Source organism: Flavobacterium sp. CSZ (genome assembly GCF_015350725.1).
Lineage (GTDB): Bacteria > Bacteroidota > Bacteroidia > Flavobacteriales > Flavobacteriaceae > Flavobacterium.
The window spans coordinates 254,083-280,101 of sequence record NZ_JADKPQ010000002.1 but is presented as its reverse complement, the minus strand read 5'-3'; the positions used below and the strand labels follow the sequence as shown (position 1 = coordinate 280,101).

The window sequence follows — 26,019 nt, the reverse complement described above, 5'->3', positions numbered from 1 at the left end:
GATGTCACAAAAAATATTATTAGATAAAATCAATATTCCAGGAATTAAAACCTACGAAGTATATCGCCAAAATGGTGGTTATGCATCTGTAGAAAAAGCCCTAAAAACACTTACACCGGATGAAGTTACTGAAGAAGTAAAAAAATCAGGTCTTCGTGGTCGTGGAGGTGCAGGTTTCCCTGCCGGAATGAAATGGAGTTTTATTGATAAAAAATCTGGAAAACCAAGACACTTAGTTTGCAACGCCGACGAGTCTGAACCGGGAACTTTCAAAGATCGTTATTTGATGGAATTTATTCCTCACTTATTGATCGAAGGAATGATTACCTCAAGTTTTGCCTTAGGCGCTAACCTCTCATACATCTACATTCGTGGAGAATATATGTGGGTTTTCAAAATATTAGAAAGAGCCATCGCCGAAGCTAAAGCTGCCGGTTGGTTAGGAAAAAATATATTAGGTACTGGTTACGATTTAGAACTATATGTTCACTGTGGAGCTGGAGCTTATATTTGCGGAGAAGAAACTGCACTTATCGAGTCTCTTGAAGGTAAAAGAGGAAATCCTCGTATCAAACCACCTTTCCCTGCCGTTTCAGGTCTTTGGGCAAACCCAACGGTAGTAAACAATGTTGAAACTATCGCTACTGTGCCGTGGATCATCAATAATTCTGGTGATGATTATGCTAAAATTGGTATCGGTCGTTCAACAGGAACTAAATTAATCTCTGCTTCAGGACATATCAAAAACCCAGGAGTTTATGAAATTGAATTAGGATTATCCGTTGATGAATTCATGAATTCTGACGAGTATTTAGGAGGAATGTCTTCAAGCCGTCCTTTGAAAGCATTTGTACCAGGAGGATCTTCAGTGCCAATTTTACCGGCTGAACTAATTTTTAAAACAGCAAACGGAGAAGACAGATTAATGTCTTACGAATCTTTGAGTGATGGTGGTTTTGCTACCGGATCTATGTTAGGTTCAGGAGGATTTATTGTTTACAATGACACTTCTTGTATCGTAAGAAACACCTGGAATTTTTCTCGTTTCTATCACCACGAATCCTGCGGACAATGTACTCCTTGTCGTGAAGGAACTGGATGGTTAGAAAAAATATTATGGAGAATCGAAAACGGCCAAGGCCGTGAAGAGGATATCGAATTATTGTGGAGTATTCAAAGTAAAATCGAGGGTAATACGATTTGTCCGCTTGGAGATGCAGCAGCATGGCCAGTAGCAGCGGCGATTCGTCACTTTAGAGATGAATTTGAATATCACGTTCGTTTCCCTGAAAAAATAAAAAACAGAGATCACTTTGTAGCCGAACCTTTTTCGCAAGTAAAACATTTAGTAGGCAAACAAACAGTTTAAAAATAGTTTCAAGTTTCAATCTTTTTTAGTTTCAAGTACAACAACCTGAAACTTTAAACCTGAAACTAAAAAAACAAAACAAAGATGAAAGTAACCATAGACGGTCAAAGTATAGACGTAGAGCCAGGAACAACGATCCTGCAGGCTGCACGTATGATTGGTGGAGATTTGGTTCCGCCAGCCATGTGCTATTACTCAAAATTAAAAGGCAGCGGCGGAAAATGTCGTTGTTGTTTAGTTGAAGTTTCTAAAGGAAGTGAGGCTGACCCAAGACCAATGCCAAAATTAATGGCATCTTGTGTAACAGGATGTATGGACGGAATGGAAGTAAACAGTAAATCGTCGGCTCGTGTAACTGAGGCACGTAAATCTGTAACTGAATTTCTATTGATCAATCACCCGTTAGATTGCCCAATTTGTGATCAGGCTGGTGAATGTGATCTTCAAAACTTAAGTTTTGAGCACGGAAATCCGAAATCACGTTTTATTGAAGAAAAAAGAACATTTGAGCCAGAAGATATTGGCCCACATATTCAACTACATATGAACCGTTGTATCTTATGTCAAAGATGTGTACAAGTGGCAGATCAATTGACAGATAACAGAGTTCACGGAGTATTAGATCGTGGTGATCACGCTAATATTTCTACCGGAATTTCCAAAGCAATCGACAACGAGTTTTCTGGAAACATGATCGACGTTTGCCCGGTTGGAGCTTTAACAGATAAAACTTTCCGTTTTAAATCAAGGGTTTGGTTCAACAAACCTTTCAACGCTCATAGAGAATGCACAACTCCGGGATGTTGTGGTAAAACAACTGTATGGATGTTTGGAGGAGAAATTCAACGTGTAACTGGTCGTAAAGACGAGTATCATGAAGTAGAAGAATTCATCTGCAACAGCTGTCGTTTTGATCATAAAAACGTGAATGACTGGGTTATTGAAGGTCCAAGAGAATTTGAAAAAGATTCTGTTATCAACCAAAATAATTACACTCAAAAATTAGAGAAAGTTGAAATTGATACTGAAAAGAATATTCTTTTAGGTAGAGATGCCGATCGTAAAAAAATTAGTATGGCCGCAATTCCATTAACAACTAATGATAAAAAATCTTAAGAAATGGAAAGTGCATTTATTATAGAAAAAAGTGTTGTTATTATTGTCGTTTTCGCGATAACTATGATTATGGCAATGTATTCTACCTGGGCTGAACGTAAAGTTGCAGCTTTTCTACAAGATCGTGTGGGGCCTAACCGTGCAGGATGGGGTGGTTTATTACAACCTCTTGCAGATGGTATGAAATTATTCTCGAAAGAAGAGTTTTTCCCAAATACACCAAACAAATTTTTATTTGTTGTAGGACCTGCAATTGCCATGAGTACTGCCTTAATGACAAGTGCTGTTATTCCCTGGGGAGACAAATTGCATGTTTTTGGCCGCGATGTAGTTTTACAGGCAACTGATATTAATATTGGTATATTATACATTTTTGGGGTACTTTCAGTAGGAGTTTACGGTATCATGATTGGGGGATGGGCTTCGAACAATAAATTCTCATTAATGGGAGCTATTCGTGCAGCATCTCAAATGGTTTCGTATGAAGTTGCTATGGGATTATCAATAATTGCATTGTTGATGATGACCGGAACTTTAAGCTTAAAAACGATTTCTGAGCAACAAGCCGGAATGAACTGGAATGTATTTTATCAGCCTTTATCATTCTTAATTTTCCTAATCTGTTCGTTTGCAGAAACTAACAGAACTCCTTTTGACTTAGCAGAATGTGAAAACGAATTAATTGGAGGTTACCATACAGAATATTCATCGATGAAAATGGGATTCTATTTATTTGCTGAATATGCCAGTATGTTTATCTCTGCTACAATTATTTCTGTTTTGTTCTTTGGCGGATACAATTACCCTGGAATGCAATGGATGGTAGAAAATGTAGGTGTCAATACAGCTAATTTACTTGGAATTGCAGCATTGTTTGCAAAATTATGTTTCTTCATATTTTTCTATATGTGGGTACGCTGGACAATTCCGAGATTTAGATATGACCAATTAATGAATCTGGGCTGGAGAATTTTAATTCCACTTTCGATCATTAATATCATGATTACAGGTGTTGTAATATTAAGACACGATATTGCAGCCGCTTTAGGATTCTAAGAACCATAGTACCTAGACCCGATAGAAGCGGCATCCTTTAATTTTTTTCTTTAAAAAATTAAAGATATAGCGGATAGCGGGATTAGCTTCAAATAATAATAAAATAGATTTGATTTGTTTCATACAAATAGTAAATCGTAAATCATACATTAAAAAATGTCAATAGAAACTATATCATTATCCGGTAGAAAAAAGATGGTCTCTAATAAAGAGATGACTTTTTTAGAGCGAATGTATCTTGTGGCGATTGTCAAAGGATTGTTTATCACACTTAAACACTTATTCAGAAAAAAAGTGACGATTCACTATCCTGAACAAGTGCGTGAAATGAGTCCGGTTTATCGCGGTCAGCACCAGTTGAAACGTGATGAGCAAGGTCGTGAAAACTGTACCGCTTGCGGATTATGTGCCTTATCATGCCCCGCAGAAGCGATCACAATGAAAGCGGCTGAACGTAAAGCTGATGAAAAACATTTGTACAGAGAAGAAAAATATGCTTCGATCTACGAGATCAATATGTTACGTTGTATTTTTTGTGGTTTATGTGAAGAAGCCTGTCCAAAAGATGCTATTTATTTGACTACTTCGAAAGTATTGGTTCCTTCTAGCTATGAAAGAGAAGATTTCATTTTTGGAAAAGACAGATTAGTAATGCCTCTTGATGTGGCGATCAAAAATGCTCAACTTAATAATGCTAACTAAATGATACATATTCCTGATTTTGCACACGCAACAACTGTACAAATTATATTTTGTTTCTTAGCGTTTATTACGGTGATTACCGCATTTTTGACCATTTTTAGCAGAAACCCAATTCACAGTGCTATCTACTTAGTAATTTGTTTCTTCTCGATTGCAGGTCACTATTTATTATTAAATGCTCAGTTTTTGGCTATTGTACATATTATAGTCTACTCTGGAGCAATCATGATTTTATTCCTGTTTACGATCATGTTGATGAACCTGAACGAACAACGGGAAGTACACAGACCTAGAATTACACGTTTAGGCGCGATTGTTTCTTTTTGCTTGATTTGCATTGTATTAATTGCAATTTTCATCAACTCTAAGCCAATTGTTGAGTACGACCCATCTAATGGAGAAGATTTCCAATCGATTAAAGTATTGGGTAAAATATTATTGAACGAATATATGGTTCCGTTTGAATTTGCTTCGATCTTGCTTTTAGTAGCAATGATTGGAACTGTACTATTGTCTAAAAAAGAAAAATTAAATAAATAATGGGTAATATATTAAATCAAATAGGTATTGAAAACTACATTTTTTTAAGTGTTGTACTTTTCTGTATTGGTATTTTTGGTGTATTGTACAGACGAAATGCTATTATCGTTTTCATGTCTATCGAAATCATGTTAAATGCTGTTAACCTTTTATTTGTTGCTTTTTCAACTTATCATCAAGATGCACAAGGACAAGTCTTTGTATTCTTCTCGATGGCAGTTGCTGCGGCAGAAGTTGCAGTTGGATTGGCTATTTTAGTTTCGATCTTTAGAAATTTAGGTTCGATTAGTATCGATAATTTAAAAAATTTAAAAGGATAAATAGAAATGGATACCAATTTAGCTTTACTTTTAGTTTTATCTCCTTTTTTAGGATTTTTAATCAATGTTTTCTTTGGCAAGAGCTTAGGGAAAACAGTTTCAGGAATCATTGGGACTGCTACTGTAGTAGTTTCTTTTGCTGTGACACTTTTCTTTTTCAATCAAATCAGCCAAACCAAACAAGCCCTTCAGGTTACTTTATTTGACTGGATTGAAATTAGCAACATAAAAATTAATCTTGGATTTTTATTAGATCAATTATCATTACTTTGGTTGCTTTTTGTAACCGGTATTGGATCATTGATTCACTTATACTCTATCAGCTATATGCACGACGATGAGAATATGCACAAGTTTTTTGCATATTTGAATCTGTTTGTATTCTTCATGATTACACTTGTAATTGGAAGTAACTTATTAGTTCTATTTATTGGTTGGGAAGGTGTTGGACTTTGCTCGTACTTATTAATTGGATTTTGGCATAAAAACCAGGATTACAATGATGCTGCGAAAAAAGCTTTCATCATGAACAGAATTGGAGATTTAGGTCTTTTAATCGGAATGTTCATTCTTGGTTCGATGTTCTCGACTTTAGATTATGCAACTTTAAAAACTGCAATTGCCGGAGCAACAAACTTAGATACTACTTTGCTTTCATTAGCTGCTTTGTGTTTATTTATTGGAGCTTGTGGTAAATCGGCACAAATTCCATTATATACCTGGTTACCTGATGCGATGGCTGGACCAACTCCGGTTTCTGCATTGATTCACGCTGCAACAATGGTTACAGCTGGTATCTTTATGATCACCAGATTAAACTTTATTTTTGATTTAGCACCGGATGTTCAAACCGTTATTGCTGTTATTGGAGCTATTACTTCATTAGTCGCTGCAACAATTGGTTTAGTTCAGACCGATATCAAAAAAGTATTGGCTTACTCTACCGTTTCTCAGTTAGGTTTAATGTTTTTAGCCTTAGGATTTGGTGCTTATGAAGTAGCTGTTTTTCACGTCATAACGCACGCTTTCTTTAAAGCTTGTTTGTTCTTAGGATCAGGATCTGTTATTCACGGTTTACACGGAGAACAGGATATGCGTAAAATGGGTGGTTTGCGTAAAGCAATGCCTATCACTTTCTGGACAATGTTGATTTCATCATTAGCTATTTCAGGGGTTCCATTTTTCTCAGGTTTCTTCTCTAAAGATGAAATTTTATTGACTGCTTTCGAACATAGTAAAGCGCTTTATGCTATTGGATCTATTGCTTCTATCATGACAGCATTTTATATGTTCAGATTGATGTTCCTTACTTTCTTTAAAGATTTTAGAGGAACCGAAGAGCAAAAACATCATTTACACGAAAGTGACGGATTGATTACTTTCCCTTTAATCATTTTAGCAATTCTGGCTACTTTTGGCGGTCTTATCAGCTTGCCTGGAAATAGCTGGCTGAATGAATATTTGGCTCCGCTTTTCACGAAAGTGGCAGGAGAAGAACATCATTTAGGCACAACAGAATATACCTTAATGGGTGTGGCTGTTTTAGGCGGATTATTAGGTATTTTGATTGCTTACATGAAATACTTCAAACAAGATAATGTTCCAGAAGCAGATGAAAACATTACAGGTTTCACCAAAGTTTTATACAACAAATATTATGTAGACGAAGCTTACGACGCTATATTTGTGCGCTCTATTAACGGATTATCAAGATTTTTCAGAGACTATATAGAGACTGGTTTATCTGCTCTTGTTTTTGGATTAGGAAAAGTAACGAATGAACTTGCTTTTCAGGGTAAAAAATTACAAAACGGAAGTATCGGATTATATCTTTTTGCCTTTGTTTTGGGTCTTTGCGCCATTGTTTCCTATATATTTTTAGCTAAATAATTTTACAACTATGAACGTTTCTCTTATATTAATTATTCTTCTAATTGGTGCATTTGTCACTTATTTTGCTGGCGACAAACTAGCATCTAAAGTAGCTTTGTTCTTTAGTTTGGCGGCTTTAGGTTGTTCAATTGTATTGCTAAATCATTTTTATGCAGGCGAAAATATCAGTTTAATAAACTCCTGGATTACAAAACCTAATATTTCATTTGCTCTAAATGCGGATGGATTAGGAATTGCAATGTTATTATTGACTGTTGCTTTGACACCAATCATTATATTCTCTTCTTTTGGGAATGAATATAAAAATGCAAAAGGTTTTTACGCTTTAATCTTATTTATGGCTTTTGCTATGACAGGAACTTTCCTTGCAGCAGATGGTCTTTTATATTATATCTTTTGGGAATTAGCACTTATTCCTATTTACTTTATTGCGCTTATTTGGGGTAACGGTGATGCCGAAGAACGCAGAAAAGCAGTGGTTAAATTCTTTATTTACACACTTGCAGGTTCATTGTTCATGTTAATTGCTTTTATCTATTTATATCAAAAAGCAGGAAGCTTCTTAATCGAAGATTTATACAAATTAAATCTATCGGCTAGTGAACAACTTTGGATATTCTTAGCTTTCTTCCTGGCTTATGCTATTAAAATCCCGATTATTCCTTTCCATACATGGCAGGCAAATGTGTACCAAAAAGCGCCAACTGTTGGAACAATGCTTTTATCTGGTATCATGCTAAAAATGGGATTATACAGTGTTATTCGTTGGCAATTGCCAATTGCACCATTGGCTGCAAAAGAGTACATGAATATTTTCATCGCTTTAGGAATTGCTGGTGTTATTTACGGATCAATCGTAGCTTTAAGACAAAGAGATTTAAAGAAATTATTGGCTTATTCTTCATTAGCACACGTTGGATTAATTGCTGCAGGAACGTACACTTTAACTATTGATGGTTTACGCGGAGCTGTTCTACAAATGATTGCTCACGGTTTTGTTGTAGTAGGATTGTTCTTTGCCGCCGAAGTTATCTTTAGAAGATTCGAAACCAGAGAAATTAATGAATTGGGTGGTATTCGTACTCAATCTCCAAAATTTACTTCTATGTTTTTAATTTTGGTATTGGCTTCAGTAGCTTTACCAGGTACTTTTAATTTCGTTGGAGAGTTTACTGTTTTGTATAGTCTTTCTCAAATTAATATTTGGTTTGCTGTTTTAGGCGGAACCACTATTATTTTAGGAGCTTATTATATGCTTAAAATGTTTCAAAATGTAATGTTAGGTGAAACCAATACTAAAACTTTTGCAGATGTTTCTGTTAATGAAGGAATTTCATTTGTAGTAATTATTGCGGTTTTAATATTATTCGGATTTTATCCAAAACCAATTACAGACTTGATTACACCTAGTTTAGAAACGATTCTAAACGTTATCAATAAAAATTAATATTTTAAATAAAAATAAATTAGGGCATCATTAGTTTGAGATTTCCTAAATCAAAAAAACAAAAATGAATACATTAATAGCTATAACAGGATTGGGTATTTTCTGCCTATTGTTTGAAATTCTTAATTTAAGAAAGGCCATCGTTCCTATTACCATTATTGGTTTGTTGGGCGTTTTGGCCCTTAACTATTACGAATTTGGATCAACAGCAAGTTACTATAATAATATGATTACGGTGAGTAAGTTCTCTACCACGTTTTCATCATTGTTTATTATTCTAACTATTTTCTTAGTAGCATTAAGTCATAATTTTTACGAAAATCATCCAACAAAAATCTCTGATTTTGTTGCTATCAAAATCTTTTTATTGGCTGGAGGAGTTGCTATGGTTTCTTTTGGAAACTTAGCGATGTTTTTCTTAGGAATCGAAATTTTATCCATTGCGCTTTATGTATTGGCAGCAAGTGAAAGATTAAATCTAAAAAGTAACGAAGCAGGTATGAAATACTTTTTGATGGGATCTTTTGCATCAGGAATTATCTTATTCGGAATCTGTTTGATTTACGGAGCAATGGGAAGTTTTGATGTTGCAGAAATTCATGAAAGCTCTTTATCTGCCGAATTGCCAATCTGGTTTCCAATTGGTATGATCTTAATGATTATTGGTATGTTGTTTAAAGTTGCTGCAGTTCCTTTTCATTTCTGGGCTCCGGATGTTTACGAAGGATCTCCTGCTTTAACTACTGCTTTAATGAGTACTTTGGCTAAAGTTGTGGCGATTGCAACTCTTTATAAATTGGTTTCGGCATTGAATTTTGTTCCGTCTTTAGACAATCAGGATCTTTTAGGAACATTTGAAACTATCGTAGTGATCATTTCAATTGCTTCTATGACTGTTGGTAATATAATGGCATTACGTCAGGTAAATGTAAAACGTATGCTGGCATTCTCAGGAATTTCTCATGCAGGTTTTATGTTGATGACTTTATTAACGGTTGCAACATCAGCAGGTGTTTTATTATATTATACTGCTGCTTATGCATTGGCCGGAATTGCTGCTTTTAGCGTAATCTTATATGTTTGCAAAAATCAGGACAATGAAGATATTACGAATTTTCATGGTTTAGGAAAAACAAATCCATTGTTAGCGGCAATACTTACAGGTTCATTGTTGTCTATGGCCGGTATTCCTATTTTCTCTGGATTTTTTGCTAAATTATTTTTATTCAATCAAACTATCGAGGCTGGATATATTGCTTTAGTAATCGTTGCTGTTATCAACTCTATTATTAGTGTTGGGTATTATTTCAAATTAATATTAGCTATGTATTCTAAAGAGCCAAACCAGGAACGTACCGGAAAACCTTTCCTTATTTATGCAGTTGCTGTAATTTCGATTACTTTAAATATTGTTTTAGGTTTGTTTCCATCATTAGTTTTAGATTTATTGAACTAAAAATTCAATCAAAATATAAAGAAATCCATTCGTTTTCACGAATGGATTTTTTATTTCAGGGACATTCTATTTCAGAAGAGAAATTCATGTTAAAAATTTAACTTAAACAATACGAGCTTCAAAAAAACTCCATATATTTGGGTTCATTTAAATGTATTAGAAATATGAACTTCAACTCAAAAAACCCATTTTTAAGCAACAAGCGTTTTTCATCAAATGCTGTTTCAAAAGCTGAAGAAGTACACCAAGCTCAAATTATTGATTACAATCAGGAAATGACTTTGTCAGGTACTATCAATAAAACAGCTATTTTATTTTTAATATTATGCGGATCTGCAATGGTAACATGGTGGATGGCATTTAACGGAATGAATGCATTATTACCTGCAATTGGCGGAGCAATAATAGGTTTTATTTTGGTTTTAGTTTCAGTATTCAAACCTCACCTTTCTCCATATTTGGCTCCGGGTTATGCCCTATTTGAAGGTCTATTTATTGGAGGAATTTCTGCGATTTTTGAAGCTAAATATCCGGGAATTGTAATTAATGCGGTTAGCGCTACATTAGTCACCTTTTTAGTTTGCTTAGGTTTATATAAATTTAAAATTGTAAAAGTTACGGAGCAATTTAAGTCAGTAGTTATTGCTGCTACTTTAGCAATTGCGACTTATTATTTGATTTCATGGATAGCTTCATTGATTTTCAACTTCACTCCTGTTCATTACGGAAACGGAATGATGAGTATTGGAATTAGCGTTTTTGTTATTATTATCGCTGCTTTGAACTTATTCTTAGACTTTGATCAAATTGAAAAAGGTGTTCAGGAAAGAATGCCAAAATTCATGGAATGGTATGGCGCTATGGGATTAATGATCACTTTAGTTTGGTTATACATCGAATTCTTAAGATTATTATCGAAATTATCAAGTAAAGATTAATTCTTTCTATACTATAAATACAAAGCCTTTTTGATTTCTCAAAAAGGCTTTTTTTTATGATCTAATATTTCCATCCTCCTAAATTTTATAGATCGTTTTCTATTCCTTTTGGCAAGTAACTGTTGGTTTCAATTATGTAATAATTTTACTTTTTACTTCAATTTTTCAATTGGATCAATAGCCTGTAATTCATCTATTACAAAAATTAAAAAATCTGCTTTTTAGACTTTTCAAAATAAATAATTGCATCATTTTTTTGTATCAAATATCTTCATCATTTTTTGATTTAAAAGCCAATTTTAAGTCAAAAACATGAAAGCTTTATTTTAAATTGTAGCTTTTTACTTATTTAATCTGTATCCTATCCAAATAAAATTAGATACAATATTTTTATGCGATTTTGTTGTATTCTGTCTTTGTATAGATTTACAAAATTCAATAAAAACACTCCCTGACAAGCTATTTTACAATTATGTAATAAATTGCATTTAGTGTAATTTATTACATAATAACTATTAAAAGCAAATATTTTTATGTTTTATGTTTTTTTATAGCTAATTAATTACACATTTAAAAAAATAAATATACTTTTGTGTAATCGATTACAATTATTAAAATAGTTTCGATACCCAAAAAACCACAAAAACTTTATTAACAAAAAAACCACGATTATGAAAAAAAACCTACTTATCCTGACGCTCTTTCTTGTCAGTATTCAAACATGGGCGCAACAAGTTCAGATTAACGAAGCTTCTGGCTGGTTAGAATCTGTTTTTATAAAATGGCAACCTGTAAGTAATGCCCAAACGTATAATGTTTACTACACCGGAAATGGTTTAGTCGACAAAAAAATAGACGACCAGCTTATTAGAAGTTATGGTTCGTATTTTCGCGCTGATATTCCAGGTCTAAAAGCCGGAACGTATACTGTAAAAGTAAAACCGGTAATAGCAGGAACTGAAGGAACAGGTTCAACAACAAGTAATCTAACTGTTTTAGCACATGACCGTAATGGTTTTGCATTTGACGGAGGACGCATTCCGGGCGGTTACAATGCTGATGGAACTCCAAAAGCCGGTGCGGTAATTCTTTACATTACTCAAAATACTAAAAATACGATATCTATGGACATCACCGGTGCAAGTTCTAATCCGTGTGTGGGCTTACAGAATATTTTATACGCGATTAAAAAAGGAAAGGATACACGTCCGTTTATTATTCGATTGATCGGAAATATCACTGATATGACCGTGATGGAAGGCGGAGATGTTGTAATTGAAAACTCAAACAACGCTTCCAGCTATCTTACTCTCGAAGGGGTCGGAACAGATGCTGTTGCAAATGGTTGGGGAGTTCGTCTTAAATCTGCCTCTAATATTGAAATTAGCAATATAGGTGTTATGAATTGCAATAGTACTGCCGGCGATAATATTGGAATGCAGCAAGATAATGATCACGTTTGGGTTCATAATTGCGATTTATTTTACGGAAATGCGGGCAGCGATGCTGATCAGATAAAAGGAGACGGGGCATTAGACAATAAAACTTCGACTTATATTACACTGGCTTACAATCACTTTTGGGATAGTGGCAAAGCAAGTCTTTTAGGATTAAGTGAAGGTACTACAAGCGGTTTGTATATTACCTATCATCATAACTGGTTTGACCACTCTGATTCACGTCATCCACGCGTTCGTTATTATTCGGCGCACATTTATAATAATTATTTTGATGGAGTTTCAAAATACGGATCAGGCTCTACTTTAGGTTCTTCTTTATTTGTTGAAGGAAATTATTATAGAAATAGCAAATACCCAATGTTGACCTCTTTACAGGGAAGTGATATCTGGGACGAAGCCAATCAGGTAAATAATGCCGGAACTATGGGAACATTTTCAGGCGAAGCGGGAGGTTCAATCAAAGCATTCAACAATACTTTCGACGCAGATATTGCTACAAATAATATGCGGTTTGTAGCTTATGGCGATACAAATCCTTTATACAACATTTCAGGAAAAACAAGCTCTACCACAGACTTCGATGCTTATGTAGCAACAACAAGAGGTGAAATTGTAAGCAGCAACGTAAAGTCTAAATCTGGAGCAAATACTTATAATAACTTTGATACCAACGCAGCTTTTTATGTAAAAAACTTAGTAATAGATCAACCTGCAGTTGCAAAATCAAAAACAACACAATATGCCGGAAGAGTTTCCGGAGGAGATCTAAAATGGACATTTGATAATAGTGTAGACGACAAATCGTCTCTGGTAATTACAGCATTAAAATCTGCACTTACCAATTATACGGGACCATTAGTAGCTGTGCAAGGCGAAGGAACTCCGCCCGCGAACCCTCAAACCCTTACTTCGACAACAAACAATAATCAAACCGTAACAAGCGGAACAGCTATAAGTTCTATTGTTTTTACCTGGGGAGGAAGCGCGACAGATGCAACATTAACGGGATTACCGGCATCGGGAATTAGTTTTGTAAAAAACATAACCGCTAAAACTATTACTATTACAGGAACTCCTACAGCCACGTTATCTTATTCTATTGCTACAATAGGAACAGGAACAGCTGCTACTGGATCAGGCACAATTACTGTTTCGGCAGCAAATGGTCAAACTCTTACTTCTACAGCTAATAACAACCAAACTGTAGCAAGCGGAACAGCCATTGCTTCGATTGTCTTTACCTGGGGAGGCAATGCAACAGACGCAACAGTAACAGGATTACCAGCATCGGGAATTACTTTTGTAAAAAATACTTCGGCAAAAACGATCACTATTTCCGGAACTCCAACAGCTACAGTTTCATATTCTATTGCTACAATCGGAACAGGAACACCCGCTACAGGATCAGGAACAATCACGGTAACAACAAACAATCCGGGTAATAATCAAATTCACAATTTTACCACTTCTGGAAAAACAAGTTCGTTCTACACTATTACCGGAAACATGAATTCTACGCCCGGGTCTGTAACCTATAACGGATTGACTTTGACTGAACGTTTAAAAATCGAATCAAGTACGACGATTACTTACTCCACAACAAGCGCTTCGACATTAACTTTGGTTTTTGATTCGAACTTTACAGGAACAGTTAAAATAGATAATGTTTCTTATACTGCTTCTGCAGGAATAGTTACGGCTTCAATTGCTTCGGGTTCACACACCATCTCAAAAGGATCTGTGGCTAACTTATTCTATATAAGCACTGAATATTCGGGAAGTACTTTACGAACAGCAAATTTTGAAGCAACACAAACAGTAGAAATTGCAAAACCGGTATTATATCCTAATCCTGTTACTAATACATTATCGATCTCGATTGCTACACAAAATATAGAAAAAGTTTTGATCTATAATATTTCAGGCATGTTAGTAAAAACCGCCGATAAAAATCTGGAAAATATAGATGTTAATCATCTGGTTCCGGGAACTTACTTATTGAAAATAAATACTACAGATGGTTCATTTAATTACACAGTTTTAAAGAAATAACCTCTAACCTAAAAAGCAAAAGGCTTCCAAAAATATTGGAAGCCATTTTTATATAATATTCTTACAATAAAATTCTACAAATCAAATTTGATTCCTTGTGCCAAAGGTAAACTTGTTGTATAATTGATTGTATTGGTCTGACGGCGCATATAAATTTTCCAGGCATCAGATCCTGATTCACGTCCGCCTCCGGTTTCTTTTTCACCACCAAAAGCACCACCAATTTCAGCTCCTGAAGTTCCGATGTTTACGTTTGCAATTCCGCAATCTGAACCTACTACTGATAAAAATCTTTCGGCTTCACGTAAATTATTCGTCATAATTGCCGATGATAACCCTTGCCCCACTCCATTTTGAATTTCGATAGCATTATCAACGTCACCTGAATATTTAATTAAATATAAAACCGGAGCAAATGTTTCGTGCTGTACAATAGCGTAAGAATTTTGAGCTTCGGCAATTGCAGGTTTTACATAACAGCCGCTTTCATAACCTTCACCGGAAAGCACTCCGCCTTCCACCAAAATTTTTCCGCCTTCGGCTACAACTTTGTTCAAAGCGACAGCATACATTTCAACAGCATGAGTATCAATTAGTGGTCCAACGTGATTGTTTTCGTCAAGCGGATTTCCTATTCGCAATTGTTTATACGCTGCTACCAAAGCGTCTTTTACTTTATCATAAATACTTTCGTGAATGATCAGTCGGCGTGTAGATGTACAACGTTGTCCGGCAGTTCCTACCGCACCAAAAACAGCACCAATAACGGTCATTTTGATATCGGCATCAGGAGTAACAATGATCGCATTATTTCCTCCAAGTTCTAATAATGATTTCCCTAAACGTCCCGCAACAGCTTGTGCAACGATTTTTCCCATTCTGGTAGAACCAGTAGCAGAAACTAACGGAATACGGGTATCAGCCGTCATTAATTCTCCTATTTTATAATCGCCATTAATCAAACAAGAAATTCCTTCCGGCAAATTGTTTTCTTTAATAACTTGTGCGATGATGTTTTGACAGGCAATTCCGCAAAGTGGTGTTTTTTCAGAAGGCTTCCAAACACAAACATCGCCAGAAATCCATGCCAGCGCCGTATTCCAGGACCAAACTGCAACCGGAAAGTTGAATGCCGAAATAATCCCGACAACTCCTAATGAATGATATTGCTCGTACATACGATGTCCAGGTCTTTCAGAATGCATCGTTAATCCGTGAAGCTGACGAGATAATCCCACTGCAAAATCGCAGATATCAATCATTTCCTGCACTTCCCCATATCCTTCCTGTAATGATTTTCCCATTTCGTAAGAAACCAATTTACCTAGAGCCTCTTTATTTTCACGTAACTTTTGCCCAAACTGACGAACAATTTCTCCACGTTGTGGCGCAGGAATCAAACGGAAAGTTTTAAAAGCTTCTGTTGCTGCCTGCATTACTTTTTCGTAATCCTCAGGTGTCGACATTTTTACTGAAGCAATTAGTTTACCATCTACCGGTGAAAAACTATCCAGAATTTCTCCCGAAGAAAAGTTTTGTACTCCTGTTGATGTTCCTTCATTGATCAGTTTGATGCCCAATTTTTCCAGAGCCTCATTCATTCCAAATTGCGATGCTATTGTTGTCATTGTAACTTTTTTAGTTAAAATTGTTATATTTTTATGTAAAGATATTATTTCGAGTTGAATTTCAACCGAAGCAAGTTGTTAAAATCAAGTAAATTTAGGATTAATAAAACTCAATTAGAGAAATATTCTACAATTTATTCGCCTTAATTCAGGAACTTTGCAGGAACAAAATTATTTAAATATGTCTGTTTTCAATCGCCTTTTGATTTGTTTCGTTTTAATTTCTGTAAATGCATTTTCTCAAAAAGAACAAAAATCTGCTTTTCAGGTTGTTCCGTTAGGAATAAAAGGTGGTATCGACGAAAAAAATCTTTCGGCTTATTTAGTGGCTCCAACAAATAAGAATGATTTTATTGCTTTGGATGCTGGAACTATAAATGCGGGAATCGAAAAAGCAATTGAAAACAACGTTTTTAAAGTTTCGACAAGCGAGGTTTTACGTAAGTATATTAAAGGATATTTTATTTCGCACGCACATTTAGATCACCTTTCGGGATTGATTATTAACTCTCCTGCCGATTCTTCGAAAACAGTTTATGCCACTGAAAAATGTATGGAGATGATGGAGAATCATTATTTTAATGATGAAACCTGGGCCAATTTTGGTGATAAAGGTCCCGGAACTCCATTGAAAAAATATCATTTTCAGACTCTGAATATAGGAGAAGAAACTCCAATTACCAATACAACTATGACGGTAAAAGCATTTCCGTTAAGTCATGTGAATCCGTTTGAAAGTACTGCTTTCCTTGTTAGAAATGGAGCATCTTATATGCTTTATTTAGGAGATACGGGACCAGATGCTGTAGAAAAAAGCGATAAACTTAAATCACTTTGGACAGCGATTGCTCCTCTTGTAAAAAGCAAACAATTGAAAGGAATTTTTATTGAAGTTTCGTTCCCCAATGAGCAACCGGATCAATTCTTGTTCGGGCATTTAACGCCAAATTATTTGATGAAAGAACTTCATACTTTAGAAAATTTGTCAGGAAAAGGAACTTTAAAAGGTTTCAATATTATTGTTACACATTTGAAACCGCCAACCAAAAACATCATCAAACTTAAAGAACAATTGCAAAAGCAAAATGACTTAGGGTTTAAGATTATTTATCCTGAACAAGGGAAAAAGTTTGAGTTGTAAAAAATTCCCGTTACAACATGAAATTCGATCGTAGTCAATACTTTCGTATATGTTTTATACTATCCAATATTTCTAAAAACATATCAAGCATCACATAATTGTAAACAGGAGACTTTGATGATTTGACAAGTCAAAGCTAGCTTATTAAGTTTTATTTAGAAGTATTATTTTGTAATATATCCAATGTCTGAGAAGAATTTCTTCCACTTAATGGATCAATAGACTCAAAATTAAAATAAGATTTTACAACTGTCATTATTCTTTTATTTTTAACTATTTCGTTGAAATTTAGAAATTTCATTCGCTGATATTCTTCTCTCGGAACCATTAAAAATTCAACATAGAAGTATTCAATATTAAAATTATCCTTTGCATTTGTACTGATTTCAATTTCTCTTCCATTTTCTATATGAACTTGAATAAATCTATCATATAAACCCCATTCATAATTTACATCTTGCCCTGTATAGTAATCGGAACCTAATTCTTCTACACCATCAACTGTAGTTTTGTACTTGTCACAAAATGACTTCATAAGTCTTTGAAGTTCTTTCTCTTGTCTAAATTTTGCATAACCTACGACTGCTTTAATCTTTTTCTTTTCGTCTATTTCAATATAAATCCTATGGAAAAACAACTCATCAAAATGTGCTACGCTATCTTGTTTCTCTATAGTCATATAACCACATCTTTTTACGCCAGTTGGCAAAACACTTCCAGTTTTTCTATCATACATTTTTTCATCTGTACATGAATAAGACTCTGTTGCTGTTGCATCAAATATTTTTGATGTCAGTTGTTTTGCATCTTCATTAAAATCCATTATAGTTAAATCAAATTTGCATTTTGCTTTTAATATTTTAGGCTGTTCAAATTCTATTACTTTTCTTTTACACCCAATAATGAGTAAAATTAGAACAGGTATGATTTTAAAATGGCTTTTCATTTTCTTAAATTAATTGACAAAATTTTAATGCTATTATAGTGAAGCACTTTAAACTTCTTTGGGGAATTAAAAAAAGTGGACAAAATTTGTAATTCCCGCCCATATACCTTTTATATTCGAAAACCACACAAGAGAATTTCTGCGAAAGTTTGGAAAATCATTTCTAATTAACTACTTCTTCGCGACAAATCTCGGATCAGATTCCATTACAGTTCCGCAATTGTCGCAGGTTCTCAATTCTTCTGAATTATAGAAATGCTCGAAATGTGGCAGGAAATCTTTCTCGATATTATGGAGTTCAAAAAGCACTTCGTAGAGTTTGTGATTGCAATTGTCGCAATGCCAAAGCAATCCGTCAGTATATCCTTTTCCAGCACGCTTGCGCTCGATTACTAAGCCTATAGAACCTTCTGAACGAACTGGAGAATGAGGGATTTTTGCTGGATGAAGGTACATATCTCCGGCATTCAATTCCATTTCCTTACGCTCGCCATCTTCCTGAATTACCACTTTTATACTACCTTCGAGTTGATAAAAAAGCTCTTCGGTTTCGTTATAATGGTAATCTTTACGGGCATTTGGACCCGCTACAATCATGACAATATAATCGCCTGAATCTACATAAAGATTTTTATTGGCTACAGGCGGTTTAAGTAAATGACGGTTTTCGTCAATCCATTTGGTTAGGTTGAAGGGTTTTGCTATTGACATTTTTAGTGGTACTGAGTTTCTATGAAGCTAAGTTAATGAAAAGTTTCCAGTCGCAGTCGCAGTTTTCAGTAGCCGTGACTGAAAACTATTTCATCTCCTTGACCAGATAAATATAAACCGGGAAATGATCACTAAAACCAACTTCAGTTAAACTATGCCGAAGCGGATATCCTTTGTATTGCCCCGAAGTTGTAATGAGATAGGGTTTACTAAAAATGCCGGCTTTCCAATATTTGAAGGTTGAAAAATCCGGTTTTATAAGGGATTCGGTTATGATGATCTGGTCGAAAATATCCGAGGAATCTCTAAAAGCTATCGTTCCCATGCCTTTATTTACTATTTCTTCAAACGGATTAAAAGTACCAAATTCGGGAACTTCGCTCTTTTTTGCTTTTGCTCCTAAAGCTACTTTCACACTTCGGTTAAACGGACCATCATTTAGATCGCCCATCGTCATGACTTTTGCATTGGGATTTATTTGTTGGAGCGAATCGATAATTTTTCGATTTAAACTTCCTGCCAATTCCCGCAACGGACTGCTCTTTTTTTCGCCACCTGATCTCGATGGGCAGTGATTGACAATAATATGTATTTCCTCGCCTTCGAGAAAACCGGTTACTAAAAGCTGATCTCTTGTAAAAATTCGATTGTTATTGACTGTTTTTATTTCGATTTCATCATCTGGTTCTTCTTTCTTTTCTTCTTTTGCAATTGTATTATTTTTATAGATATATAAAGGAATATTAGAATAAGAAGTGGGTCTGAAATATTTTTTTTGATTAGAGTAAGGCCACATCAATTCCTGGTTTGTCAGGAGAATCAAAATGAATGATTCTGTAGTCAAAATGCTGTAATTTGGGTTGTTTGATTAAGTCTTCGATAACGCCGCGATTTTCGATTTCAGAACCTCCAATTATTGTTGGCGCATTGGGATTTTCAGGAGTTCCTATTTCTGATAAAACACGGGAAAGATTTTTTAATTTTTGCTCGTATTTTTCCTTGGTCCAATGTTGTGCTCCATCAGGAGTCCATTCATCATCATGTGTTGTTGGATCATTTATAGTATCGAAAAGATTTTCGAAATTATAAAACGCAACGGTATGAATGGTATACTTTTTTGACTGTGCATGTGAAATCGAAAGAAAAAACAGCGCAATAAAATATACCTGAAATCTAATAATCTTCATGAACTTACTATTTTAAAAAGTTCAATTTAAGCAAATTAATTTATTTGTAAGATTTTTCTAATATTTTTATTTTTTAAAATCTCTATATTTGTTTATCATTAATACTGAATTAGCAAAAGAAACAATGAACATGAGCCAAAACCAACACTTCAAGAAACTCTTTCCTTTTTGTAAATTCATATTTCTTATTTTTGCTTTGCATTCATTCACTTGTCAATCACAACAAAACATGATAACACCACCTTATTTACAAAAAGGAGATACTGTAGCGATTTTAGCAACTGCAAGAAAAAATATCGACGATAACTTAAAACCTACCATAGATTTATTAAAAAGCTGGGGATTAGAAGCCGCTGTGGGAACCACAATTGGACTTGATTTTAATCAACTTGCCGGAACTGACGAGCAGCGTGCTGCAGATTTCCAACATCAATTAGACAATCCTAATATTAAAGCAATCTGGTGTGTTCGCGGCGGATATGGAACCGTGAGAATGATTGATCTATTGGACTTTACTAAATTCAAACAACACCCAAAATGGGTTATCGGGTTTAGCGATGTGACGGTTTTGCACAATCATTTGAATACTATGGGCTATAAATCTATTCATGGTGTAATGCCCGTAACTATTCCGCGTGCTACTCCGGCTGCAATCAGCTCGATGAAGTCGAGTTTGTTTGGCGAGCCGTTATCGTATTCTGTAGCTCCGGATAAAATGAACCGTTTTGGCAAAGCAACCGGCGAATTGGTAGGCGGCAATTTATCTATTTTATATAGTTTATTAGGATCTCCATCGACTATTGACTGCAAGGATAAAATTTTATTTATTGAAGATCTTGACGAATATTTATATCATATCGATCGAATGATGATAAATTTGAGACGTAATGGCTGTATTGAAAACCTAAAAGGAATCATCGTTGGCGGAATGACCAAAATGAAAGACAACGAAGTCCCATGGGGCAAAAATGCGGTTGAAATCGTAGACGATGTGACTAAAAAATACAATATTCCGGTAATCTTTAATTTCCCGGCAGGACACATTCAGGATAACAGAGCGCTTATTATGGGAAGCACCATTTCAATAGATGTTAATGAAACCGGAAGTACTGTTTCTTTTCAAAAATAATAATTTCTTGTTTTCTTCCATTTAAGAAGAATCCAAAATACCACATAAAATCTCGTAAAGACGCAAAGTCGCAAAGTTTTATTTAATTCTTTGCGACTTTGCATCTTTGCGTGCAAAACAAACTCAAAACTAATAACTCAAAACTCATAACTTAAAAGTGGCTAAACATAATGAACTTGGGAAAAAAGGTGAAGAACTTGCTGTAGAATTTCTCCGCAAAGAAGGATATAAAATTTTAGATCGAAATTAGACTTTTCAGAAGGCCGAAATTGATATTATTGCGCAAAAAGAATCTCTTTTGACCATAATTGAAGTGAAAACAATATCAAGTTTAGATTTTGGTGCTCCGCAAGATTTTGTGAAACCAAAAAAGATTCAACTTCTTATAAAAGCAGTAAATGCCTACATAAACGATAGGGAAAAGGATTTTTGTGATGATTTAAACATTAGATTTGACATTGTATCCATTCATAAAAAAGGCGAAACATTTGTAATTGAACATTTTACAGATGCTTTTTATCATTTTTAACATAATTTTTTATTGTTATATTTGTAACAAATTGTTTTTTTATTTATATTTGCAGGAATTTATAACATCCCCTATTAACTAAACCACACAATTAAGTTACAAAAAAAAGAAAAAAAATTATGAAAACCGTTTCTTCAATCGTCGAAAATTACATCAAAACAAAACCTTTTTTATTAAATGCGCTATCGCTTGGAATCATCAACCTGACGTCGCTTTCACGGAACATTATGACCGAATTGGAAAGTGAATTTGGCAAAGAAGTGAAACAAGGTGCTGTTGTAATGTCGCTGAAACGACTCACGGAAGAATTAGATTTTAAACTGAACCATAAAATCAATAAAGTAATCAAGAATATTGGTGAAATCACAGTTCGATCTGAATTGACGGATTACACTTTTGCAGCTTCTGAAACTGTTTTAAACAAACAAGCCGATTTAATTTCTGACATTAATGCTTTATCTGATATATTTTATACCTCATCTCGTGGTGTAAATGAGACTAATATTGTGGTTAGCAGCAGTGTAAATCATTTGGTTGAAAAGCACTTTATGCGCGAAAAACTAATTCAGAAATTAGATAACCTGGCTTCAATTACTGTAAAATTACCAAAAGAAAACATCGTGGTTCCGGGTATTTATTATTTCATTTTTCAACGTTTGGCCTGGGAAGGAATTATCATTAATGAGGTAATTTCGACTTCGAATGAATTCACCATTTTAGTTGGAGAAGATCAGGTTGATGTTGCTTTTAAGGTAATAAAAGACCTGAAAAACTAATAAATTTATCACAGAATCATTAAGATTCGTTATTATACTAATCCTTTTATCTTTTCTTCTCCAGAAAGGTAAAAGGATTTTTTTTACCCTTTAATTGTAAAATCGTCATTCTGTATGGCAGCAAATAAGAATATTCGCAATAAATATTCATCTGAATAATTAATTTTACAAATTTAAGTTAAAAACATAGTCACCTGATAAAAAGGCTCTTACCACTGCATTTACTGGGATTCAGTATAAATTTTATTAAAAAAGATAGAATTAAGTTTTTTTTAATAAAATTTATTGCGAATAATATTTTTATATATTTGCTAACCAGTCAGCAAATTAGAGTATCAAATTTGATAGTATCATAATATAATTAGATTTAAATAAGGACTAATTAAATTAATGTTAGAAGCAAAGAACATAACGGCAATTATTGGCGAGTGAATTCAAAAATGGTAAATGATGCATTACTTAAAGAAGAGTTTTTTTTACGAAAGTCAGAAATCTCATAATTATAGTGATTATCTAATTTGTGAAGCTGATTGCAGGAAATTACGAAAAGAAGCGATGGGGGGTAATTGCCTCCAAAACGAAAGCAAATTTTTAAGATGTCCCCAGAACAAAGGCATGAGTTACGAAGAAATCAGTCAGGAACTCGGCATCTCAATCAATATAGTCAAGAACCAAATGAGTAAAGCATTAGAATCGATGCGGGTCTTTTTTCAGATTCATGACCAAATTATCTAAACCAAAAAACCACATTTAACCATTAAAATCACTCTTTCCGGGTGATTTTTTTTGCTTAACTGCAAAGAACGCAACAATGAGGACGATAAATCGTAAGATATACCAGCAATCATGATGCCAACTTTACAGGAGGAACTCCAATTGAACTTTTTGGCGGTAAAAGGATCTATAGCTACATTCCTCGTTGCCGCTTACATGAAATCTGTTCCGATGATTTACAACTATTTCGCCAAAACTCCAATCGACTGGTCAACTGCAGATTCAGAAATGCTGGCTCAATACAAGAAAATAATTGCTTTCAGAAACTCAAGTACTGCTATAAAAAAAGGAACTTATACCGGATACAGCAGCGATGCTGTAAGTGCTTTTACAATGGTAAAAGATGCTGAAAAAGTTTTAGTGTTTTCGAACTTAACTAATAATGATGCAAAATATCTTGTTGCAAATTCATTAAAAGGAACATGGAAAGATGCTTTTACAGGAAATGCAGTAACTCTTGGCACTGAAATTACATTATTTCCTTTTCAATACTTAGTATTGAAGAATTAATACTGCGCAACTTTAAAATTAAATTAGATTTGCAAAAAACTAAATAAACATGAATTTTCAATCCCAAAAAACTTTTTTCCAAATTCGTTTGGGCAAAAAAATCGCGCTGTTACTTTTTGTCTGTGCCAACTCATTATGGCTTCAGGCGCAGGAAATAACTTCGCCAAACAAAAATCTTTCTTTAAAATTTGAATTAAAAGAAGGCGGAATTCCGTCATACCAATTATCATACAAACAAAAAGCAGTTATAAAACCAAGTTCATTAGGCTTAGAATTAAAAGATTTGCCTTCATTCATGGATGGTTTTACCGTTACAAATACGGGACAATCTTCTGTAGATGAAAATTGGAATCCGGTTTTAGGCGAAGAAAAAACAATTCGTAACAATTACAACGAATTGGTTGTGACTTTGGCTCAAGCCAAAAATAACAACAGATACATTCGCATACGTTTCCGTTTATTCAACGACGGATTGGGTTTTAGATATGAATTCCCAAAGCAAAATGATCTGAATTATTTTGTAATAAAAGAAGAACGTTCTGAATTTAATCTGGCCGGAAATCATAAAATTTTCTGGATTCCGGGAGATTATGATACCAATGAATATGCCTATACGACTTCGAAGATTTCTGAAGTTCCTTCGCTGATGAAAAAAGCAACTATCGAAATCAATTCGCAATGGCCAATTAAGGAATTATCGGTTCAAACACCATCTATGATGAAATCCGATGACGGTTTGTATATCAACATTCACGAAGCAGGTTTGATCAATTATCCGGCCATGTATCTTGAAGTTGATGCTGTAAATTACAAAATGCGCAGTCATTTAGCGCCTGATGCTGTTGGTGCAAAAGGTTATATGCAAACCGATGCAAAATCTCCTTGGAGAACTATTGTTGTAAGCGATAAAGCAACAGAAATTTTAGCTTCAAAATTAATTCTGAACCTCAACGAACCAACAAGTTATAAAGATCTTTCGTGGATAAAACCCGTAAAATACATCGGGATTTGGTGGGAATATTTTGTAGCCGGAAAAAGTACGTGGGCTTTTGGGAAAGAGACCAACGTAAAATTGACAGATGATTTTACAAAACTTACACCCAATGGAAAACACGGAGCCACAACAGAACGCGCAAAAGAATATATTGATTTTGCTTCTAAAAATGGTTTCGATGCGATCCTGATCGAAGGCTGGAATATTGGTTGGGAAGACTGGATCAACAACTGGAAAGAAGAAGTTTTTGATTACATAACAGCTTATCCGGATTTTGATGTAAAAGCGGTTCACGCTTATGCAGCTTCAAAAGGTGTGAAAATTATCATGCACCACGAAACTTCAGGATCAGCAACCAATTATGAGCGTCGTTTAGATCGTGCTTTTCAGTTTATGAATGACAACGGTTATGATGCTGTAAAAACAGGTTATGTAGGTAAAATTATTCCGCGTGGCGAACATCATGACGGACAATGGATGGTAAATCATTACATAAACGTAGCCAAACGCGCCGCCGATTATAAAATCATGATTAACAGTCATGAAGCTGTTCGACCAACGGGTTTAAACAGAACTTTCCCAAACTGGATTGCACAAGAATCTGCCCGCGGAACCGAGTTTGAATCTATGGGAGGATTAGCTCCGGATCATACCACGATTTTACCATTTACCCGTTTAATGGGAGGACCAATGGATTATACACCAGGAATTTTCCAGACAGATCTTTCGTATTACGGAACCGGAAGTTCGCAGCGTGTTAATACTACTTTAGTAAAACAATTGGCGTATTACGTTACAATGTACAGTCCGTTGCAAATGGCGGCCGATATTCCGGGGAATTACGAGCGTTTTCCAGATGCATTTCAGTTCATCAAAGATGTTGCTGTAGATTGGGATAACAGTTATATTCTTGAAGCTGAACCGGGAGATTACATCACAATTGCCCGTAAAGCAAAAGGAAAAAATGAATGGTATATTGGAGGAATTACCGATGAAAATTCAAGAACTGCCAACATTACTTTTGATTATTTACCAGCCGGAAAAAAATTCATCGCTACGATTTATGCTGATGCAAAAGAAGCTAATTGGAACGTAAATCCACAAAAATATACGGTGACTAAAGTTGTAGTAAATTCTAAAACAATTTTAAAACAATATTTAGCCCCAGGCGGTGGCGTTGCCATTAGCATTAAAGAAGGAAATGCTGCAGAATTAAAGGGATTAAAGAAATTGTAAATTCTATTGAATTAAAACTAAAAGGCGTATGAAATTCTCATACGCCTTTTTTTATTTTAAAAAAGTTAGCCACAGATTAAAAAGATTCTCACAGATTATATAATCTTTT

At 34.6% G+C, this 26,019-nt stretch carries 20 protein-coding genes and 2 pseudogenes; 18 read left to right on the top strand and 4 right to left on the bottom strand.

The features are described from left to right. The first annotated feature begins 1 nt into the window (after nucleotide 1). From nuoF to IRZ78_RS03325, 11 genes are all read left to right on the top strand, one after another. The gene (nuoF, locus tag IRZ78_RS03375; RefSeq protein ID WP_194615176.1) at nucleotides 2-1,369 is read left to right on the top strand and encodes an NADH-quinone oxidoreductase subunit NuoF; all 1,368 of its coding nucleotides are present in this window, start codon (nucleotides 2-4) and stop codon (nucleotides 1,367-1,369) included. An 84-nt stretch (nucleotides 1,370-1,453) separates the two neighbouring features. Further along, nucleotides 1,454-2,485 (top strand): 2Fe-2S iron-sulfur cluster-binding protein, encoded by a 1,032-nt coding sequence (locus IRZ78_RS03370; RefSeq protein ID WP_194615175.1) that lies wholly within the window; start codon nucleotides 1,454-1,456, stop codon nucleotides 2,483-2,485. Nucleotides 2,486-2,488: 3 nt separating this feature from the next. After that, complete coding sequence (nuoH, locus tag IRZ78_RS03365) at nucleotides 2,489-3,541, top strand: NADH-quinone oxidoreductase subunit NuoH (protein ID WP_194615174.1); 1,053 nt, start codon at nucleotides 2,489-2,491, stop codon at nucleotides 3,539-3,541. A 156-nt stretch (nucleotides 3,542-3,697) separates the two neighbouring features. Beyond that, nucleotides 3,698-4,243, top strand: coding sequence for an NADH-quinone oxidoreductase subunit I (locus tag IRZ78_RS03360; RefSeq protein WP_194615173.1), 546 nt, complete (start codon nucleotides 3,698-3,700; stop codon nucleotides 4,241-4,243). Continuing rightward, nucleotides 4,244-4,783 carry an NADH-quinone oxidoreductase subunit J gene (locus IRZ78_RS03355; RefSeq protein ID WP_173969071.1) on the top strand — a complete coding sequence of 180 codons (540 nt, stop codon included), beginning with the start codon at nucleotides 4,244-4,246 and terminating at the stop codon, nucleotides 4,781-4,783. Next, complete coding sequence (gene nuoK, locus IRZ78_RS03350; protein ID WP_017494599.1) at nucleotides 4,783-5,103, top strand: NADH-quinone oxidoreductase subunit NuoK; 321 nt, start codon at nucleotides 4,783-4,785, stop codon at nucleotides 5,101-5,103. The genes IRZ78_RS03355 and nuoK overlap by 1 nt, the downstream gene beginning before the upstream one ends. Nucleotides 5,104-5,109: 6 nt before the next feature. Beyond that, on the top strand, nucleotides 5,110-6,993 hold the full coding sequence (nuoL, locus tag IRZ78_RS03345; protein ID WP_194615172.1) for an NADH-quinone oxidoreductase subunit L: 1,884 nt from the start codon (nucleotides 5,110-5,112) through the stop codon (nucleotides 6,991-6,993). Nucleotides 6,994-7,003: 10 nt separating this feature from the next. After that, nucleotides 7,004-8,443: an NADH-quinone oxidoreductase subunit M gene (locus IRZ78_RS03340; RefSeq protein ID WP_194615171.1), complete on the top strand. Its 1,440-nt coding sequence runs from the start codon at nucleotides 7,004-7,006 to the stop codon at nucleotides 8,441-8,443. A gap of 64 nt (nucleotides 8,444-8,507) precedes the next feature. Then, nucleotides 8,508-9,899: an NADH-quinone oxidoreductase subunit N gene (locus IRZ78_RS03335; RefSeq protein WP_194615170.1), complete on the top strand. Its 1,392-nt coding sequence runs from the start codon at nucleotides 8,508-8,510 to the stop codon at nucleotides 9,897-9,899. A gap of 164 nt (nucleotides 9,900-10,063) precedes the next feature. Continuing rightward, nucleotides 10,064-10,837, top strand: a complete 774-nt coding sequence (locus tag IRZ78_RS03330; RefSeq protein ID WP_065451610.1) for a Bax inhibitor-1/YccA family protein — start codon at nucleotides 10,064-10,066, stop codon at nucleotides 10,835-10,837. A 671-nt stretch (nucleotides 10,838-11,508) separates the two neighbouring features. After that, nucleotides 11,509-14,349 (top strand): T9SS type A sorting domain-containing protein, encoded by a 2,841-nt coding sequence (locus IRZ78_RS03325; RefSeq protein WP_194615169.1) that lies wholly within the window; start codon nucleotides 11,509-11,511, stop codon nucleotides 14,347-14,349. Nucleotides 14,350-14,423: 74 nt separating this feature from the next. Here the strand turns inward: IRZ78_RS03325 and IRZ78_RS03320 are convergent, their stop codons facing one another. Next, the gene (locus tag IRZ78_RS03320) at nucleotides 14,424-15,977 is read right to left on the bottom strand and encodes an aldehyde dehydrogenase family protein (RefSeq protein WP_194615168.1); all 1,554 of its coding nucleotides are present in this window, start codon (nucleotides 15,975-15,977) and stop codon (nucleotides 14,424-14,426) included. Between the two features lie 181 nt (nucleotides 15,978-16,158). Here IRZ78_RS03320 and IRZ78_RS03315 point away from each other — a divergent pair, with 181 nt between their 5' ends. Continuing rightward, on the top strand, nucleotides 16,159-17,118 hold the full coding sequence (locus IRZ78_RS03315) for a 3',5'-cyclic-nucleotide phosphodiesterase (protein WP_194615167.1): 960 nt from the start codon (nucleotides 16,159-16,161) through the stop codon (nucleotides 17,116-17,118). 151 nt (nucleotides 17,119-17,269) lie between these two features. On the opposite strand, the gene IRZ78_RS03310 is transcribed toward IRZ78_RS03315, so the two are convergent. The 3 genes and pseudogenes from IRZ78_RS03310 to IRZ78_RS03300 form a co-directional block, all read right to left on the bottom strand. Further along, nucleotides 17,270-18,064, bottom strand: coding sequence for a hypothetical protein (locus IRZ78_RS03310; protein WP_194615166.1), 795 nt, complete (start codon nucleotides 18,062-18,064; stop codon nucleotides 17,270-17,272). A 171-nt stretch (nucleotides 18,065-18,235) separates the two neighbouring features. Further along, nucleotides 18,236-18,775: a 3-hydroxyanthranilate 3,4-dioxygenase gene (locus tag IRZ78_RS03305; RefSeq protein ID WP_194615165.1), complete on the bottom strand. Its 540-nt coding sequence runs from the start codon at nucleotides 18,773-18,775 to the stop codon at nucleotides 18,236-18,238. An 85-nt stretch (nucleotides 18,776-18,860) separates the two neighbouring features. After that, a pseudogene (locus tag IRZ78_RS03300) lies at nucleotides 18,861-19,962 on the bottom strand (endonuclease/exonuclease/phosphatase family protein). A gap of 229 nt (nucleotides 19,963-20,191) precedes the next feature. Here IRZ78_RS03300 and IRZ78_RS03295 point away from each other — a divergent pair. The 6 genes and pseudogenes from IRZ78_RS03295 to IRZ78_RS03270 all read left to right on the top strand — a co-directional run bounded on the left by IRZ78_RS03295 (nucleotide 20,192) and on the right by IRZ78_RS03270 (nucleotide 25,910). Then, the gene (locus IRZ78_RS03295) at nucleotides 20,192-21,091 is read left to right on the top strand and encodes an LD-carboxypeptidase (RefSeq protein ID WP_194615164.1); all 900 of its coding nucleotides are present in this window, start codon (nucleotides 20,192-20,194) and stop codon (nucleotides 21,089-21,091) included. Nucleotides 21,092-21,248: 157 nt separating this feature from the next. Further along, nucleotides 21,249-21,620 (top strand): annotated as a pseudogene (locus IRZ78_RS03290) (YraN family protein). A gap of 119 nt (nucleotides 21,621-21,739) precedes the next feature. Further along, a complete protein-coding gene (locus IRZ78_RS03285; RefSeq protein ID WP_008466087.1) occupies nucleotides 21,740-22,396 on the top strand; it encodes a hypothetical protein in 657 nt (218 codons plus the stop codon). Nucleotides 22,397-22,843: 447 nt separating this feature from the next. Next, nucleotides 22,844-23,131: a sigma-70 region 4 domain-containing protein gene (locus IRZ78_RS03280; RefSeq protein ID WP_228520351.1), complete on the top strand. Its 288-nt coding sequence runs from the start codon at nucleotides 22,844-22,846 to the stop codon at nucleotides 23,129-23,131. Between the two features lie 111 nt (nucleotides 23,132-23,242). Continuing rightward, the gene (locus IRZ78_RS03275) at nucleotides 23,243-23,680 is read left to right on the top strand and encodes a hypothetical protein (RefSeq protein ID WP_228520349.1); all 438 of its coding nucleotides are present in this window, start codon (nucleotides 23,243-23,245) and stop codon (nucleotides 23,678-23,680) included. Between the two features lie 49 nt (nucleotides 23,681-23,729). Next, nucleotides 23,730-25,910, top strand: coding sequence for a glycoside hydrolase family 97 protein (locus tag IRZ78_RS03270; protein ID WP_228520348.1), 2,181 nt, complete (start codon nucleotides 23,730-23,732; stop codon nucleotides 25,908-25,910). The last annotated feature ends 109 nt before the right edge of the window (nucleotides 25,911-26,019 follow it).